This window comes from Campylobacter concisus, from assembly GCF_003048985.1.
Taxonomy (GTDB): Bacteria; Campylobacterota; Campylobacteria; order Campylobacterales; family Campylobacteraceae; genus Campylobacter_A; species Campylobacter_A concisus_AY.
Genome location: NZ_PIRS01000014.1, coordinates 19874 through 38068, shown reverse-complemented (window position 1 = coordinate 38068; position 18195 = coordinate 19874). Strand labels below are relative to the sequence as shown.

The 18195-nt window shown below is 40.1% G+C and carries 16 protein-coding genes; 6 read left to right on the top strand and 10 right to left on the bottom strand.

The window, feature by feature from the left end; genetic code table 11:
* Window positions 1-66: 66 nt before the first annotated feature.
* The 9 genes from nrfD to galU form a co-directional block, all read right to left on the bottom strand.
* A complete protein-coding gene (gene nrfD, locus CVS91_RS09140) occupies window positions 67-1002 on the bottom strand; it encodes an NrfD/PsrC family molybdoenzyme membrane anchor subunit (RefSeq protein WP_107831698.1) in 936 nt (311 codons plus the stop codon).
* The gene (locus CVS91_RS09135; protein ID WP_004317626.1) at window positions 995-1558 is read right to left on the bottom strand and encodes a 4Fe-4S dicluster domain-containing protein; all 564 of its coding nucleotides are present in this window, start codon (window positions 1556-1558) and stop codon (window positions 995-997) included. The genes nrfD and CVS91_RS09135 overlap by 8 nt, the downstream gene beginning before the upstream one ends.
* A gap of 9 nt (window positions 1559-1567) precedes the next feature.
* Entirely contained in the window at window positions 1568-3841 is a 2274-nt protein-coding gene (phsA, locus tag CVS91_RS09130) for a thiosulfate reductase PhsA (protein WP_107831696.1), read from the bottom strand.
* Between the two features lie 303 nt (window positions 3842-4144).
* Window positions 4145-5488, bottom strand: a complete 1344-nt coding sequence (locus CVS91_RS09125) for an anaerobic C4-dicarboxylate transporter (RefSeq protein ID WP_021090082.1) — start codon at window positions 5486-5488, stop codon at window positions 4145-4147.
* Window positions 5489-5579: 91 nt separating this feature from the next.
* Window positions 5580-6980 carry an aspartate ammonia-lyase gene (locus tag CVS91_RS09120; protein WP_012140135.1) on the bottom strand — a complete coding sequence of 467 codons (1401 nt, stop codon included), beginning with the start codon at window positions 6978-6980 and terminating at the stop codon, window positions 5580-5582.
* A gap of 493 nt (window positions 6981-7473) precedes the next feature.
* Window positions 7474-9063 carry an ABC-F family ATP-binding cassette domain-containing protein gene (locus CVS91_RS09115; protein ID WP_107831694.1) on the bottom strand — a complete coding sequence of 530 codons (1590 nt, stop codon included), beginning with the start codon at window positions 9061-9063 and terminating at the stop codon, window positions 7474-7476.
* A 62-nt stretch (window positions 9064-9125) separates the two neighbouring features.
* Complete coding sequence (locus CVS91_RS09110) at window positions 9126-9671, bottom strand: DUF1287 domain-containing protein (RefSeq protein WP_107831692.1); 546 nt, start codon at window positions 9669-9671, stop codon at window positions 9126-9128.
* Between the two features lie 3 nt (window positions 9672-9674).
* Window positions 9675-10895 carry a glucose-6-phosphate isomerase gene (locus CVS91_RS09105; RefSeq protein WP_107831690.1) on the bottom strand — a complete coding sequence of 407 codons (1221 nt, stop codon included), beginning with the start codon at window positions 10893-10895 and terminating at the stop codon, window positions 9675-9677.
* Window positions 10892-11713: a UTP--glucose-1-phosphate uridylyltransferase GalU gene (gene galU, locus CVS91_RS09100; RefSeq protein ID WP_009294249.1), complete on the bottom strand. Its 822-nt coding sequence runs from the start codon at window positions 11711-11713 to the stop codon at window positions 10892-10894. Before galU ends, CVS91_RS09105 begins: the two co-directional genes overlap by 4 nt.
* Before the next feature lie 126 nt (window positions 11714-11839).
* Between galU and CVS91_RS09095 the strand changes: the two genes are divergently transcribed.
* From CVS91_RS09095 to CVS91_RS09075, 5 genes are all read left to right on the top strand, one after another.
* Window positions 11840-12475, top strand: coding sequence for an IMPACT family protein (locus CVS91_RS09095; protein WP_107831688.1), 636 nt, complete (start codon window positions 11840-11842; stop codon window positions 12473-12475).
* A gap of 36 nt (window positions 12476-12511) precedes the next feature.
* The gene (gene lgt, locus CVS91_RS09090; RefSeq protein WP_107831686.1) at window positions 12512-13327 is read left to right on the top strand and encodes a prolipoprotein diacylglyceryl transferase; all 816 of its coding nucleotides are present in this window, start codon (window positions 12512-12514) and stop codon (window positions 13325-13327) included.
* A 119-nt stretch (window positions 13328-13446) separates the two neighbouring features.
* Window positions 13447-14145, top strand: coding sequence for a fumarate reductase cytochrome b subunit (locus CVS91_RS09085; RefSeq protein ID WP_035160410.1), 699 nt, complete (start codon window positions 13447-13449; stop codon window positions 14143-14145).
* Window positions 14146-14159: 14 nt separating this feature from the next.
* Window positions 14160-16178, top strand: coding sequence for a fumarate reductase flavoprotein subunit (locus tag CVS91_RS09080; protein ID WP_004317497.1), 2019 nt, complete (start codon window positions 14160-14162; stop codon window positions 16176-16178).
* A complete protein-coding gene (locus CVS91_RS09075; RefSeq protein WP_004317555.1) occupies window positions 16171-16890 on the top strand; it encodes a fumarate reductase iron-sulfur subunit in 720 nt (239 codons plus the stop codon). The genes CVS91_RS09080 and CVS91_RS09075 overlap by 8 nt, the downstream gene beginning before the upstream one ends.
* Before the next feature lie 26 nt (window positions 16891-16916).
* Here CVS91_RS09075 and CVS91_RS09070 read toward each other — a convergent pair whose 3' ends face one another.
* On the bottom strand, window positions 16917-17168 hold the full coding sequence (locus tag CVS91_RS09070; protein WP_159071414.1) for a hypothetical protein: 252 nt from the start codon (window positions 17166-17168) through the stop codon (window positions 16917-16919).
* A 97-nt stretch (window positions 17169-17265) separates the two neighbouring features.
* Here CVS91_RS09070 and CVS91_RS09065 point away from each other — a divergent pair, with 97 nt between their 5' ends.
* Window positions 17266-18165: a restriction endonuclease gene (locus CVS91_RS09065; RefSeq protein ID WP_107831682.1), complete on the top strand. Its 900-nt coding sequence runs from the start codon at window positions 17266-17268 to the stop codon at window positions 18163-18165.
* Window positions 18166-18195 lie beyond the last annotated feature (30 nt).

Below are 18195 nucleotides of genomic sequence, written 5' to 3'. Positions count from 1 at the left end.
TAATAAGATTTTTATCTATTGTAATACTTAATAGGTAAATTTCAAATTAAAATTCTTTTTTAAGTATTAAATAAAAATTTGTCCTGCATAGACTATGTAATATCTTAGCAAAAAGACACCACAAATGACTAAAATAGCGTTAAGCACGGCAAATTCGCGTTTGAAATCATGTACCTTTAAAACGCTTAAGTCCAAGATGATAGGCACAGCCATACCAAGACCTATGACGCCGATATAAAACATCAAGCCAAGAGAATTTGCACTAAGTGCATTTGCTACGCTCTCCGCACCACTTGCGCTTGCACCTTTTACGACCATGAAAAGAACAACTATTGGCAAAAACTCGACTATTATCGCTAAAAAGTCAAATTTTAATAAAAAGTGTGCAGTTTGATTTTGCTCTCTCTTTTCATCTTTTAGCACGCCAAGAAGCAGTGTAAAAGCACCAGCACAGCTTAAGCCAGAAACTAAGAATAATAGTGGCAAAACTGGCGTGTTCCAAAGTGCAATCTTGTGAGCTGCACTTAGCAAAAAGCCCGTATATGCGCCAACGCCGATGCCAAGGATGAAAAGTAAAATTCCAAGCAGGCCTGAAAGCTTCTCAGCTAAATTTGCAACCGCGTCAAAAAGAGAAATTTTAAGTGCAGCGATCTCATTTTTAAACGCGGCAACTGCGTATACAACGCTTAGTGGAGTATAAACTAGAAGCAGCGCAACGCCTATTGACATAACTGAGTCAAAGTTATAAAGCAAAAGTATCCAGTAAAAGCTAAGCGGCTTGCCAAGATCAATCACCAAAAGAGCAAGTCCAAGGATGATCGCCACTGGAGCGATAAGAGCGGCTGCTTTAAAGTAGTAGTTATCCTTGCCAAATTTATTTGAGATAAGCACAGCAACGATGCTAGCACCTGCACTAAGTCCTGCTAAAAATAGATAAAAAGCTATCGGCCAGCCCCAGTAAATTTCTGTGTATTGAGCTAGGCTTCCTGACATGTTATTCATGGTGTGCTCCTTTTGTATTTGCGATCATCGCAAGTGAAGGTTTTGTGTTTAACTCCGCTTTTGGCAAGTAGTATTTGCTCTCTTTTAGTTTCTTTGAAATTTTAGAGTTTTCATCATTTACGTCGCCAAAAGTTAGGGCATTTGTAGGGCAGACACTAACACAAGCTGGGTCTTTGCCCTCTTCTAGCCTGCTCTCATAGCAAAATGTGCATTTGCCTATCTCGCCATCTGGCAAGACATAGCGAGCGTCGTATGGACAGGCTAGGATGCAGTATTTACAACTAACGCAAATTCTGTGATCAAGCAGTGTCACGCCATCAGCCGTTTTAAAGCTAGCTCCAGTTGGGCAAACCTCAACACAAGGTGCATCTTCGCACATAACGCAGCTTTGACGTAAAAAGTCAGTCTTTAAATTTGGAAATGTCCCACTCATCTTTGCATGCACCTGAAAGCGGTAAAGTCCCCTTGGCACGTTGTTTGCACTTCTGCAAGCTACCGAGCAGCCTTGACAGCCGATGCATAAATTTTCATCATGTATCATCATATATTTTTTCATTTTCTATCCTTACGCTTTACTTATGCTAACGCCAACATTTGTAACCATAGTCGCAGCCACTGGACCCTCAGCTGGATCAAGAAGCACGCTTGTGTTAAGCCCCACGTGATCTATACTCTTAAGGCCTGGCGTGATGTGTCCAAAGCCGTGATAGATAAAGAGCGTATCTTCTCTAATGCCCTCAGTCACCATAAGCTTGCCCTTTTGCTCGCCAAATTTATTTTTGACCAAAACCATGTCGCCGTCACGTAAATTTTGCTTTTTAGCGGTGTTTGGATTGATCCAGATAGGGCTATCGCTCATAAGGTCATTTAAAAATGGCACTGCTTGAGTGTGGCCGTTTGTATGAATAGGCGTTTTACCACAAGTTAGGCAAAGCTCGTGTCCGTCAAATGTGTCCATATCTTTGTCATTTAGCGCGCCATATCCTGCAAACTGCGCCTCGACATCAGGTAAAAATAGCTCTATCTTGCCGCTTTTTGTTTTAAGCTTAGCCATATCGTCCATTAGGCCATTTTCACCTACAAATTTAGATGCGACTGGATATTTAGCGATAAATTTATCGATCATGCCTTTTTCTCTAAACAAAATTCCTGGCTCATCCCACGTGATAAAGCCATCTTTTTCTAGTGCTGCAAGTAAATTTACATCTCCACCAGCTTGTTGCATCCTAAACTCACGTATGTCGTTCCAAGTGTAAAGCTCATCTATCTTCATGCGGCGTGCTAGCTCTCTAAAGATAAACGCCCCGTCCTTCGTGTCGCCAACTGGATCAACGACTTTATTTCTTATCATATAAGCTGGTTTTAGACCTGACTTATCCTCTATGCCCTCGTCGCGCTCAAGATAGCTGCTCTCAGGCAAGATGACATCAGCAAAGGTCGCCATATCGTTTAGATAGACATCGCTTACTACGATGAGCTCAAGCTTCTTCATCGCCTCTATGCTCTTCATCGTCTCAGCCACGTTTATAAGGTGGTTAAAGCGGATGTTAAACCAGCCTTTTATGGCGTATGGCTTCTCGTTTAAGATAGCGTTATCTATATCCATCAAAACGCCATGTTTTCTGCTTACAAATTTATGCGCTCCAGCCTCGCCAGCAAAGTCCAGTCTAGTGACTTTTGGCACTTTAAATTTATCATCTGGGTTTTTAAGGACTGGGAATTTATCCTCGCCAACTAGTTTGTTAAAGGTTTTTGCATTTTTGCCACCAAAAAGGCCGCCCTTAACCTCCCAGTTGCCCATCATAGCATTTGCCACCATGATGGCTTTTGTCCTCATGTATTCAGCTCTTGTGGTAGTTGTCTTGTGACCAAAGTCGATGATAACTCTTGGAGCAGCTTTGTAAATTTCATCAGCGATGCGTCTAACATCACTTGCTTTTATGCCTGTGATGCTCTCTTGCCACTCAGGTGTTTTGCCCTCGACACTCTTTACGATCTCATCAAAGCCAGTTGTAAATTTCTCAATAAATTCTTTATCATAAGTGCCATTTTGTATCCAAGTATTGATGAGTGCTAGCACAAATGCTAGATCAGTGCCAGGTTTAACTGGTAGCCACTCATCGGCCTTTGCAGCTACAACGCTAAATCTTGGCTCAAGCACAAGTAGCTTTGTATCCTTGCTAGCTGCAAATTTAGCAAGCTTTTTGGCATCAGCTATGACGATGCCCTCAAAGAGGTTGTGACCAAAATTTACAACGTATTTTGCATTTGCAAAGTCTCTTTTTAGCTTAGCGATGCCATACATCTGCTCGCAGACCATTTGGTAGGTGATCGGACAGCATGAAAAGTGCGAAAAGCAGTTTGGCGAGCCATAAGCTGAGGCAAAATTTACCATTAGCTTGTGTGTTTGCGAGCTTTTACAGGTAAATACAAAGCTTTCAGGGCCATACTTTTGCTTGATCTCAAGCATCTTTGAAGCGACATAGTCAAGTGCCTCGTCCCAGCTAACCTCGCGCCATTTATTTTCGCCTCGCTCGCCAGCTCTGATTAACGGCTTTTTTATCCTATTTTCATCATAGAGCTGGCTAAGTCCTGAGCCGCCTCTTGCACAAAGAGAGGTTGCCGTACCGCCAGCTTTTGGATTGCCACTTAAAAAGCGAACTTTGCCATCAACGACTTTTGCTTCGATAGGACACCTTGAAGAGCACATCTCACAAAAGCTATGAACGTGCTTTTCGCCTCCATTTGTAGCACCTTGCAAAGCACCACCTGATAGAGATGATGCAGCTGCGCTAACTCCTGCACTGAATTTTAAAAATTCTCTTCTATTTAAGCTCATCTTTCTCCCTTTAAAAGAAATTTTACTTTTTGTTATTTTATTATTTAAAGTTAAAACTAAAATTAAATTTTATTTAATAATTTTTTTTAGTTTTTATTTTTTATGATATGTGAGATCAAATATCAAAATAGAGCAAATTTTAAAAATGATAAATTAAGATGGATTAAATTTTAGCGCGATTTTTGCGTGATTTATAAAAGTGAAAAATTTAAAATTTAAAAAGAGATATTATTTAAGAATTTGATATAAAAAATTGAAAATTTAAAGAAGAATAAAAAGCCGAGAGAGATCTCGGCTTAAGTTTTATATAAGAACTGGAGCTACTATAAATCCAAGGATAACTGATAATGCAACCATTATAGTTCCTGGGATGAAGAATGAGTGGTTAAATACAAATTTACCAACTCTTGTAGTTCCTGTATCGTCCATCGCTATCGCACCTAGTGTTGTAGGATATGTTGGCAATACAAATAGACCAGAAACTGCAGCAAATGAAGCTACAAGGATCCAAATTTGACCTGAATTTTCAGGGCTAGTCATACCAAGAGCAGCAGCAACAGCAGGCATCATAACCTTTGTTGTAGCAGCTTGTGAGTATAGCAAGCAGCTTAAGAAATAAAGCGCAACCGCTAGGATAAATGGATACTGAGTAACGAAGTCTTTTGCAACCTCTTTGATAGCGTCAAGGTGTCCATTAACAAATGTTGTACCAAGCCATGCGATACCAACAACGCAGATGCACGCATTCATACCGCTTTGGAAAGTGCTAGTTGATAGAAGTTTGCCTGTCTCAACTTTGCAAGCTACTGCTATCGTAAAGCCGATAGTTAGCATAAAGCTAATGATAGCTGCATCTCTTGAAAGGATAGGTTTTTCTACTAAATTTAAGCTCTTTGAGATGCATAGCGCATAGCAAACTACGATCAAAACACCAACTGCAAAGATCGCAACTGATCTTTTTGCGTATGGTTTTGGCTCGTGATACTCGACATCCTTAACCTCTGCAACCAAACCTTTTGCAAGTCTATCTTGATAGATAGGATCTTTTGAAAGGTCAAGATCGTAAAATTTATTGATAATAAACGCAGTGATAATCATCGCAACAAATGTAGTTGATATACAAATAAATAGCAACACTGGATAGCTAACACCTAGCTTCTCGCATAGACCGCTCATAGCAACAAACGCAGCTGAGATAGGGCTTGCAGTGATCGCTACTTGAGAAGAGACAACCGAAAGCGCAAGTGGAGCTGAAGGTTTGATGTTTTGAGTTTTTGCAACCTCAACGATAACAGGGATCATAGAAAACGCAGTGTGTCCAGTACCTGCAAGGATAGTTAAAAAGTAAGTAACTATCGGAGCAAGAAAGTTGATCTGTTTTGGATTCTTGCGTAAAATTTTTGTTGCTACTTGAACTAAATAATCAAGTCCGCCCGCAACTTGCAAAGCTGTGATCGCTGAGATAACTGAAGCGATGATCAAGATAACATCCATAGGGATGTCTTTCATATCGACTTTCATACCAAGTAAAGCGAGTATCACAACGCCTAGACCACCTGCGTAGCCAACGCCCATACCACCTAGTTTGACACCAAGATAGATGCCGCCAAATAGGACTATAATCTGTAAGATCAGCATTATATCCATCGAAAACTCCTTTATTAAATTTTATTACTAAAATCACCACTTAAGCGTGTCAGAATTCTGGCACGCTTTTAATAATACTTTGCTTAAATTTTTACTTAACCATGCTCGGATTTAGCATATTTTTAGGCTCTAAAATCTTATCGATCTCCTCTTTGCTTAGATAGCCTCTCTCTAGGCAGATATCGCCAACTGCTTTACCTGTTTGAAGAGCTTCTTTAGCGATGCTTGCTGATTTTTCGTAACCGATATATGGGTTAAATGCTGTTACGATACCAACTGAGCCAAGAACTGATTTTAAGCAAGCCTCAGGGTTTGCTGTAAGTTTTTTGATAGCTTTTTCAGCTAGTGTTTTCATAGCATTTTCAAGGATAAATATAGAGTTAAATAGCGCATAAGCGATACCTGGCTCAAATGCATTTAGCTCAAATTCGCCTCTTTCAGAGCAAAGCATGATAGTTACGTCGTTGCCGATAACCTCATAGCACGCTTCACCTACAACCTCAGCGATAACTGGATTTACCTTACCTGGCATGATTGAGCTGCCTGGTTGCATTTGAGGTAAATTTATCTCACCTAGACCGCATCTTGGGCCTGAGTTCATTAGTCTTAAGTCATTTGCAATTTTTGAAAGTCTAACAGCTGCAGTTTTAAGCGCACCACTTACATGAACAAAGTCTGCAGTATCTTGCGTAGCAGCAATAAAATCATCAGCCTTTTTAAAATCAACTCCAGTGATCTCTTTTAGTTTTTTAACAACTACATTTTTATACTCTGGGTGGCAGTTGATGCCTGTGCCTATCGCAGTTGCGCCCATGTTTAGATGTGTCATTGACTCACGAGCAGCTGTGATCTTTTCGATGTCACTTTTGATATAGCTTGCGAATGCGTTAAAAGTGTTGCCAAGTGTTGTAGGGACGGCATCTTCAAGCTCTGTTCTACCCATTTTGATGATATCTTTAAATTCTTTTGCTTTTTTCTCAAGCTCATCTTTTAGTAAATTCATAGCAGCAAGCAAGTCAGTAAGTTTTGCATAAGTTGCTACTTTAATAGAGCTTGGATAAGTATCATTTGTGCTTTGTCCAAGGTTTGTGTGGTCATTTGGATGGATGTATTGATACTCGCCTTTTTTGTGACCAAGACTCTCAAGTGCGATGTTTGTGATAACCTCGTTTGAGTTCATATTTGTACTAGTTCCTGCGCCACCTTGAACCATATCAACGACAAATTGATCTAAAAACTCACCAGCTATTACTCTATCAGCAGCTTTTGCCAAAGCATCAGCTATCTTTGGATCTAAAACGCCAACCTCTTTATTTGCAAGCGCAGCAGCTTTTTTGATCTGTGCAAATGCCTTTACAAAGTATGGATACTCTTTTAATGTTCTACCGCTCATGTGGAAGTTTTCAGTAGCCCTAAATGTTTGGATACCATAGTAAAAATTGTCAGAAATTTCCAACTCGCCAATAAAATCATGTTCTCTTCTGGTTGCCATAACAGCTTCTCCTTAGTAAAAATTTGTTACCGAGTGAAATTATATAGGTATTTGAGATTTTAAATATTAATGACTACTTATTTTTTTTAAGTTTTAAGATTTTTGGTTGATAGGACGACATTTGAAGCAAAATTATATTTCATATTTAAGCTAATTTTTAGGAATTTACTTGTCTAAATTGTTATATTACTAATAATATCACTTTTTTATTATATAAAAAGGGTCAAATTAACTCAGATTTGTCCTACACTTTAAGTTTAAAAGCTATTTTTGAGAAAATTTAACAAATAATTAATGTAAATTTAAAGTTTGAACAACACAAAAATAAAAAAATTAAGTTAAACTTTAATTCTAATATTACTTCGTGACACATTTATATGATATAAATTTAAAATTTGCGGTTCTATCTAAATTTACAAACTTGCTATGAATGATAAAATTAAGGGGATAAATTTAAACTGCCTCTAGAAATTTCCTAGAGGCAAAGTAGCATTTAGCCTTCAAGGCCTAAATTTGCTCTATACTCTTCGTATGTGCCTTTAAAATCAACGACTTCGCCATTGCCTTTTAGGTGCAAAATTCTATTTGCAAAGGCATCTATCAGCTCCCTGTCGTGGCTCACGCAGATGACCGAGCCATTAAAGCTGTAAAACGCCTCACCAAGTGCGATGATAGCCTCAAGGTCGAGGTGGTTGTTTGGCTCGTCCATGACAAGTAAATTTGGTCTATGAAGCATAAGCTGAGCCAGTCTTACTCGGTGTTTTTCACCACCGCTTAGCGCACCTACTGCCTTTTCTTGCTCAGCACCACTAAAGAGCATCCTGCCAAGGCACTTTCTGATCTCGTCGATGTCCTTGTTTTTGGCATCTTGTAAGTACTCATAAAGCTTTAGCTCGCCATCTATCTTATTTACCGTATCTTGCGCAAAATATCCCAGCTCGATGGTCGCGCCTATATGCACTTCTCCCGCGTCAGGCTTTATCTCACCCATTATGATCTTACAAAGCGTGCTTTTACCAACGCCGTTGTGGCCGATGATAGCTAGTTTGTCGCCCTTTTCAAGCTTAAAGTTAAAGTTTTCAAATATCACTTTATCATCAAATTTCTTACTTACATTTTTAAGCTCTATTAGTTCATTGCCTATCTCGCGGTTTGCACGAAATAGTATGCTTGGATCACGCCTGCTTGAGACTGCGATCTCAGCGATATCTAATTTTTCAAGCTGCTTTGCACGTGAAGTCGCCTGCTTTGCCTTGCTCGCATTTGCTGAAAATCTCGCGATAAATTTCTCCAGCTCCTCTTTCTCTTTTAGCTTCTTGTCACGCTCCATCTCATGCTGCTTTGCGATCAAATTTGCAGCCATATACCAATCATCGTAGTTGCCTGAAAACTCGCGAATTTTCTTAAAATCCACATCCAAAATGTTTGTGCAAACTCTATTTAAAAAGTGCCTGTCGTGGCTGATAACCACAAGCGTGCCCTCGTGGCGGTTTAGCTCATTTTCTAGCCATGCGATCGCGTCTATATCAAGGTTGTTTGTTGGCTCGTCTAAAAACAAGATGTCTGGCTTTGGAAATAGCACCTGAGCTAGCAAAACTTTAACTTTATCTGAGTTTTCAACCTCGCTCATCAGCTTATCAAATTCATTTAGCCCAAGCGAGCTTAGGATTTTTTCTATCCTAGTCTCATACTCGTAACTTGGGTCTTCCTCAGCGCTTATCATCTCAAGCTCGCTTAAGCGCTCATTTATCTCATCTGTAAATTCCTCGCTCATATAGAGCTTTTCTTTCTCTTTGACAGCGTCGTATAGGCGCTTGTTGCCATAAAGCACCGCATCTTTTAACGTGAAATTTTCAAACGCAAACTGATCTTGCCCAAGCACGCCAACCTTTAGTCCATTTTCTATGATGATCTCGCCGCTAGTTGGCTCGATAGCTCCGCTTAAAATTTTTAAAAATGTCGATTTGCCAGCGCCATTTGCACCGATAAGCCCGTATCTGTTGTGGCGATTTAGCTTTAAATTTACATCCTCAAATAGCAAACTGCTTGCAAATCTTTGAGTAAGTCCCCTAACTTCTAACATTATTTTTCCTTGAATTTATTTTTTTGCGATTTTGCCTAAAATTTGATTAAAAAGCCATTTTGCTACTTTAGCCTAAAATGCCCAGTGATCTTGTAGCTATAAAGTATGTTTTCTTCTTGCACGTCAGAGCCGATATTGTGGATGACAAGCGGCGTTTTGGCATAAAATTTATCTGAGATCACACCGATGTGAGGTAAATTTCCTGGTAGCATCCATGTGACGATATCGCCTGGCAAAAATTTATCATCACTCACCTCAAAACCTTTTCTTTTTAGATAGGTAGCGATGTTTAAAACACGCCTGTGATCGATGTTTTTATCAGCCTTTTTAAGTCCCCATTTTTTAGGATAGCTTGCGAAATTTCTACTCATATCTTCAAAAATAAGCCTTTGCAGATCCATATCCTGATGACGTAGCGCCCTTACCACAACGTCGGTGCAAACGCCCTTTTTGATATCCACGTCGCCCATTGGGTAAGCAAGCCTTTCATAGCTTGGATCATAACTTAGCGTCACGCCGATCTGCGACCTAGCGTCATTTACAAATTTACTCGCCGAAAAAGCAAAAATTTGCGTGGCAAAAAGAGCTAAAAGTAGAAAATTCTTCATTTTCTACTTTAAAAGCATAGTTTTTAAGATGCGTTTTCCTATCTCAACGCCTGGTTGATCGTATGTGTTGATGCCTAGCATGATACCAGTGGCCGAGGTTAGTAGCTCATAGTAAAAAATGAGCCAGCCAGCATGAAACTCATCAAGTCTCTCAAGCGTGATCGTATCGACACTTATGCCCTCTTGCACCAGCGCCATTGCCGTCGCGTCGCACTGCAAATTTATAAGCTCATTTAGGCTTAGACCCGCCACAAAATCGCACTCTTCAAGCCCTTTTAGGCCAAAGCTCGGGATAGTCTTGTCGCTTGCGTGATCTTTTATCTTTATAAATGTCACGCTCTTATCTTTTACGCCGTCCATGATAAGCTGCAAAAAGCTGTGCTGATCGCGGCTGCCAACAAGTCCAACTGGCGTAAGGCCGACCCTTTTATAGCCTCTTTTTTTACCAAGGCTCTCCGCCCAAAGCTGCACGTACCAGTCGTTAAATTCAAAAAATCTATCGCAATAGCTAAAAATGACATTTATGCTGGCATTTCTGCTAGTGGCGTAGTGGTAGGCTTTAGCGACTATGGAGCTATCTTTTTGCTCGATGTATTGCTTTTTGCAAGCAAGTGCCCCTTCTAAAAGTGCCTTTATATCGTAGCCACAGATACCAAGAGGCACAAGGCCGATCGCACTTAGCACGCTAAATCTCCCGCCAACATTTTTTGGAATGTTAAAAAATTTGATGCCATTTTCTTTGGCGAAATTTTCTAAATTTGTCCCAGGATCAGTTATGATGAGGAAATTTTTACCTAAATTTTGAGGCTTAAAGTCATCAAGCAAGCACTTAAAAATAGTGATCGTCTCGATCGTGTTGCCTGATTTTGAGCTTATTATAAAAAGTGTCTCATCAAATTTTAGCCCATCAAGCGTACTTTTGTAGCTGCAAGGATCGACGTTATCTAAAAATAAAAGCTCTCTTTTTATCCCCTTTGTGCCTTCAAGCATCGATTTTAGCGCCTTTACGCCAAGACTGCTGCCACCAATGCCAACAAGTACTACATTTTTGATATGAGCTAGCCCCTTTTCATACTCCTCGATCTCGCCAAGCAAATTTTGCCCAAGGGCTGGCAGGTGGTAGTAGCCTATCTCGCCGCTTTCGTACTCGTCGTTTATGCGTTTGGCGTATGAGTCGATGACATCGCTGCTTGCAAAGTTAAATTTAAATGAAGTCTCTATCATTTACTGCGCTCGTAAAAGAAATTTGTAGCCTCGACAAAGCCATCGATGCTACCGCAGTCAAACCTCTTGCCCTTAAATTTATAAGCTAGCACCATGCCATCTTTCGCCTGCGTTTTTAGCGCGTCTGTGATCTGGATTTCGCCGTTTTTACCTGGTTTTGTTCGCTCTAAGATGTTAAAAATATCTGGCGTTAAGATGTAGCGACCAATTATTGCTAAATTTGTCGGAGCCTCAGCAGGATCAGGCTTTTCAACCATATCATCAACCATTATTAGATCATCTTCTATAAACCTACCGCTTACGACGCCATAAGACTTAGTCTGCTCTTTTGGCACCTCCATCACAGCTACGACGCTGCAGCGGTATTTCTCATAAATTTTAACCATTTGCGAAAGCACGCCCTCGCCATTTTCATTTATACATAGATCATCTGCCAAAATGACCCCAAAAGCTTCATCGCGAACTAGAGTTTTGCCCGTATAAATGGCGTGTCCAAGCCCTTTCATGGCATTTTGCCTAGTAAATGAAAATGTGCATGAGCTCATTAAATTTCTAACTTCGCTAAGTAGCGACTCTTTTGAGCTGCCTGCGATCTCTTTTTCTAGCTCGTAGCTGATGTCAAAATAGTCCTCAAGCGCCCTTTTTCCGCGTCCTGTGACAAAGGCCATATTGTCCATGCCAGCCTCAAGCGCCTCATCAACGCCGTAGTGAATGAGCGGTTTTGTAAGGATCGGTAGCATCTCTTTTGGGAGCGATTTTGTAGCTGGTAAAAACCTCGTTCCATATCCAGCCGCTGGAAATAGGCAAGTTTGTATCATTTTAGTCCTTCGTAAAAAATTGCAAAATTCTACTATCTTTTCCTTAATAATATAAATTTGTCTGAATTTACAAGGCTTTAATTAGCAAATTGATAAGATTTTTAAAATTTTAAAAAAAGAGCAAATTTGCAGACGATTGATAGGATTTTTAAAGCCCAGCTTGATATAAAAAAGTCAAATTTCTTAGCGTTTTTGTGCCCGATAAGCTCGTTTAAAAGCTTTCACGAACACCTAAAAGAGGAGCATTTTAAGGCTGTTCATGTAGTTTGGGCGACAAGGGAGCTAAACAAATACGGACAAATCGTTGAAAATCAAAGTGATGATGGCGAGCCAAAGGGCACTAGCGGCCAGCCAAGCCTAAATGCGCTAAGAGGGGCGGGGCTTATAAATGTTGGTGTCTTGATAGTTCGTTACTTTGGCGGGATAAAGCTTGGCACTGGAGGGCTTGTCAGAGCCTACTCAGGGGCTGTGAATGAAGCGATAAATGAGGCGATAAAAGATGGTGGCGTAATGAAATTTGAGATAAAAGATGAGGTTAAATTTTTTACGCCATTTTCGTTGATGAGTCGCTTTGAGCACTATTTTGCCACTAAAAATTTAAGCGAGTTTGAAAGAGAATTTAATGACCTTGGAGCGATTTGGAGCGTAAATTTAAACGAAGCCGAGTTTGCTGAGCTATTTAAATTTTGCAAAGAATTTGAAGCAAGCGAGTTTAAATTTCTAGCCTTGCCACTTGGCAGCAAAGCGCTGTTTATTTATTAATTGTAAAATCGCATAAATTTAAAAAGAAAGTAAAAAATGGAAATTTGGAACGACATTTATAACCACTTCAACCCAGTCGCTTTTAGCCTCTTTGGCTTTAGCGTGCACTGGTATGGGCTTATGTATATTTTAGCCCTTGTTTTGGCGCTTGCCATGGCAAAGTATCTCGTTAAAAAAGATGATATCCCTATCTCAAATCAGCTTTTAGACAACTACTTTTTTTGGGTAGAGATAGGCGTTATTTTGGGCGCTAGACTTGGCTGGGTTTTAGTTTATTCTGGCGAAGCGGGATATTATCTAACGCAGCCTTGGCAAATTTTTAATCCAATCCACAACGGCGAGTTTATAGGAATTCGCGGCATGAGCTATCACGGCGCTGTGGTTGGCTTTTTGCTAGCGACAATTTTATTTTGCAAAAGATATAAGCAAAACGCATGGCAGCTACTTGATCTTTGCGCCATCTGCATACCCTTTGGCTACACCTTTGGTAGGATAGGAAATTTCTTAAATCAAGAGCTTTTTGGCAGGGTTACAAACGTGCCTTGGGCGATAAATGTCTTTGGTCAGCCAAGACATCCAAGCCAGCTTTATGAAGCATTCTTAGAAGGTTTAGTTATTTTTGTCATTTTATTTTTATATAGAAAATATAAGAAATTTAATGGCGAGCTCATAGCACTTTACGCCATTTTATACACATTTGCAAGATTTATTTGTGAATTTTACAGAGAGCCTGATTCTGGACTTGGATTTATTATTTTTGGTCTATCAATGGGGCAAATTTTATCACTTATTATGTGTGGGTTCGGAATTTTTGTCTATATTAAACTCTATAAGAGATTTACGAAAATTTAATGTCAATATTTAAAATTTATTAAAGTAAAGTTCTGATAGCATTAGCTTTATCAATTAATGCTAATGTTTAAATTAGTATTAAGAAATGATAACTTATTTCAAATTTCTTAGGAGGGCTCATGACCGGGCTTATAGAGGGTTTTTTGGGGAAACGGTCGGACGGCAAAAAAAGCCGCACTCCAGCCGCTTGGGATAGATGGCAAAGTATTACAGGATTTATTCTAGCCTGTTTCATATTGTGCCATATGGTTTTTACTTCTACTATACTACTTGGCAAAGACGCATTTAACGCTGTCGTAGGATTTGCAGAGGCTAAATTTTTATTTGGCGAGGCTACTTGGTGGATCACAAATGTTATAGCTGCTGTTATCTTTGTAGTTTTTGTAACTCACGCCTTCTTGGCAATGAGAAAATTTCCTGCAAATTACAGACAATACTTAATGTTTAGAGGCCACAAAGACCGCATGAAGCACCTTGATACCACACTTTGGTGGTTCCAGTTTTTAACAGGCTTTGCTCTATTTTTTGCAGCAAGCGCCCACCTCATCGACATCATCTTTGGCGGACACATCACTGCTGACAAATCAGCTGCTGCTTTTCACAAACTAGAAATTTTCTACTTCGCACTACTTGTTTTCATGGTCGTTCACGCTAGCGTTGGCATGTACCGCTTATATGTCAAATGGGTAAGCATTGATGGCGTAAATAAACACGAAATGTTTGCCAAAAGAAACAAGGCAAAGACAGTTGTATTTGTCATTTATGGCATACTTGCTGTGATCGCGTTAATCGCTGATTTCGTGTGGATCAGCCATTAAAAAGGAGCTAGAAGATGAATGTAAAATATTATGACGCATTGGTAATTGGTGGTGGTCTAGCTGGTCTTAGAGCTGCTGTGGCTGCTGGAGAAAAGGGCTTAAGTACCGTAGTTTTGAGCCTCATCCCTGTAAAACGCTCTCACTCTGCTGCTGCACAAGGCGGCATGCAAGCAAGCCTTGGTAACTCTAAAATGAGTGAAGGCGATAACGAAGATGTACACTTTGCTGACACAGTAAAAGGTAGCGACTGGGGTTGCGATCAACAAGTTGCACGTATGTTTTGTCAAACTGCTCCAAAAGCTATTCGTGAGCTTGCAGCTTGGGGCGTGCCTTGGACTAGGATCACAAAAGGTGAAAGAAGCGCTATCATCAACGCTCAAAAGACAACTATCGTTGAAAAAGAAGAGGTTCATGGTCTTATCCACTCACGTGACTTTGGTGGTACAAAAAAGTGGAGAACTTGCTACACAGCTGACGCAACTGGTCACACCATGCTTTTTGCTGTTGCAAACGAAGCGCTTAAGCACAATGTAGAAATTCACGACCGCAAAGAGGCGATCGCTTTGATACACCAAAATAATCGCTGTTACGGCGCGATCGTTCGTGACCTAGTAAATGGCGAGATCACAGCTTATGTTTCAAAAGGCACACTTATAGCAACTGGCGGTTATGGTAGAGTTTATAAACACACTACAAACGCTGTTGTTTGCGAAGGTATCGGCGCTGCGATCGCACTTGAGACTGGCGTAGCTCAGCTTGGCAATATGGAAGCTGTTCAGTTTCACCCAACTCCGATCGTCCCATCTGGCATTCTTTTAACAGAAGGTTGCCGCGGCGATGGCGGAATTTTACGTGACGTTGATGGATACCGCTTTATGCCTGATTATGAGCCTGAGAAAAAAGAGCTAGCTAGCCGTGACGTCGTTAGCCGCCGTATCATGGAGCATATCCGTGCAGGCAAAGGCGTACCTAGCCCTTATGGCTATCACGTTTGGCTTGATATCTCTATCCTTGGACGCGAGCACATCGAGAAAAATTTACGTGACGTTCAAGAAATTTGCGAAATTTTTAATGGCATCGATCCTGCTGACACTGAAGTATATACCGATGAGACAGGACATCAGCGTGGCAAAGGCTGGGCGCCGATCCTACCTATGCAGCACTACTCAATGGGTGGCATCAAGACAAAACCAACTGGCGAGAGCCCAACACTAGCTGGTCTATTTAGCGCTGGTGAGGCTGCTTGCTGGGATATGCACGGCTTTAACCGCCTTGGTGGTAACTCAGTTTCTGAGACAGTCGTTGCTGGTATGATCGTTGGTGATTATTTTGCAGATTACTGCGCTAGCCACGAGATCGAGATAAACACAGCTGATATCGAGAAATTTGTTAAAAAACAAGAAGACTATCTAAATAGCCTCGTCACAAAAGAGGGTAAATTTAACGTCTTTGATATCAAAAACAAGATGAAAGAGGTAATGTGGGAGCACGTTGCGATATTTAGAACAGGCAAAGGTCTAGAGCTTGCTGTTAAAGAGCTTGAAGCACTCTACAAAGAGTCACTTGATGTAAAAGTAAGCAACAAAGCACTATTTGGCAACCCAGAGCTCGAAGAGGCTTACCGCGTGCCAAAGATGTTAAAACTAGCACTTTGTATCGCAAAAGGTGCGCTTGATAGAACAGAGAGCCGTGGCGCTCACTGCCGTGAAGACTATCCAAAAAGAGATGACCTTAACTGGCTAAACAGAACGCTTACAAGCTGGAAAGAAGGCGACACTATGCCAACTATCACTTATGAGCCACTTGATATCATGAAGATGGAGATGCCGCCAGCATTTAGAGGTTATGGTGCAAAAGGAAATATCATCGAGCATCCAAACAGCGCTATCCGCCAAAAAGAGGTCGATGAAATTCGCGAGAAAATGCAAGCAGAAGGCAAGAGCAGACAAGAAATTCAAGAGGCTTTGATGCACTATGACCTTCAACCAAAATATAAAGCACCAAATGAAAGAGCAGGTATAGGAAATGAGTAGAAAAATAACCATAAAAGCTTTTAAATACAATCCTTTAAGCAAAGTTTCAAAGCCTCATTTTGCGACTTATGAGCTTGAAGAAACTGATGGTATGACGCTATTTATCGCGTTAAATCAAATTCGCGAGAAATTTGATCCAGATCTTAGCTTTGACTTTGTTTGTCGTGCGGGAATTTGTGGAAGTTGTGGCATGCTAGTAAATGGCAAACCAAGCCTAGCTTGCAGAACTCTAACAAAAGACTTTGAAAGCGGTGTCATCGAGCTTATGCCTTTGCCAGTCTTTAAGCTACTAAAAGATCTAAGCGTAGATACTGGCAACTGGATGAACGCTATGAGCAAGCGTGTCGAGAGCTGGATACACACAGATCACGAGACAGATATCTCTAAGCTTGAAGAGAAAGTTGAGCCAGAAGTCGCTCAAGAAGTTTTCGAGCTTGACCGCTGTATAGAGTGCGGAATTTGTGTCGCATCTTGTGGAACAGCTATCATGAGACCTGATTTCATCGGCGCTGTTGGTCTAAACAGGGTTGCTAGATTTAAGATAGACGCACTTGATAAGAGAACTGACGAGGACTTTTACGAGCTAATCGGCGATGATGATGGTGTATTTGGTTGTATGACTTTGCTTGGCTGCGAAGACAACTGCCCAAAACACCTACCTCTTCAAAGCCGCATAGCTTATATGCGTAGAAAAATGGCTGCTATAAAGTAGCAAGGGGGCTGTAAAAAGCCCCAAATTTATTTAAATACTCTGCAAACAGAGACCAAGATACAGATACAATTATCTAGCGCTGCAAATAAGAAAAATACAAATATTAAAATCGGAAACGATAAGACTATGCCCATTATATAGCCAAGTGGCAAGGTAATAAAAAATAAAAGACCAAAGCCAACACTAAAGCAAAAAAATACCGCAAACAATGAAGCGATCACGTTCATAAATAAGTTGATATTATCAGAGAAAAACTCTGTTAGGCTTACATATTTCATGTGGTGATTATATCCATAAAAATGTAAAAACAAGAATTTTTTTGGTAAAAAATTTATATAATTTGACATCAAACAACTTCATTTTTTAGGACATAAAATGATACCAAGTTATAAAGAGATGATGCTGCCCATTTTAGAATTTGTAGCACAAAATAACAATACAAACAGAAGTGAAATTTACAAATTTATAATAAACCAGTTTAAGCTAAACGACGAAGATCTTTTGCAAAGGATAAAAAGAGGGACACCTACTTATATAAACCGTGCCGACTGGGCTCTAACGTATCTGGCAACCACCGCACAGGTAAAGGCAAAACCAAAGATGAAGCCTCTTGAGAAAGTTGGCAAAAGTCTGTTTTCTATAACAAATTTTGGTAAAGAGCTGATAAGCAGCAAGAACGCAAAAGAGAAATTTATATCTTGGTATGATGAAATTTATAAGCAAGAGATTAAACAAGAAAAGAAAGAAGCAGTAGAAAATACACCAGACGACAGCCTAAAAGAAGCATATGAAAAGATAAAAGAAGAGTTAAAAAGTGAAATTTTATCTAGCATTTTAGAAAAAGAGCCTAGATTTTTCGAACATCTAGTAACAGAGCTTTTAGAGAGGATGGACTATGGAACTGGAAGTCTTACAAACAAAGGACCAGATGGCGGGATAGATGGCATAATAGACGAAGATGAGCTAGGACTTTCTAAAATTTACATCCAAGCAAAGAGATATAAGGATGGTAGCAATATAGGCAGGCAAGAGATACAGCAGTTTATTGGCGCTATCTCAAACAAAAATACCAAAAAAGGCGTCTTTATCACTACAGCAAAATTTACAAAAGAGGCCCAAACGTTTGCCAAAGATAGTCAAAACTTTAGCGTAGTCTTGATAGATGGCGACAGACTGGCTGAGCTAATGATAAAGTATAAAGTAGGCGTTCAAACAAGCCAGATATATGAAATTTGCAAGATCGACACCGACTTTTTTGAGGAAAATAATTTTTAAATATGCTAGCTAATTTAAAATTTGCAAGAT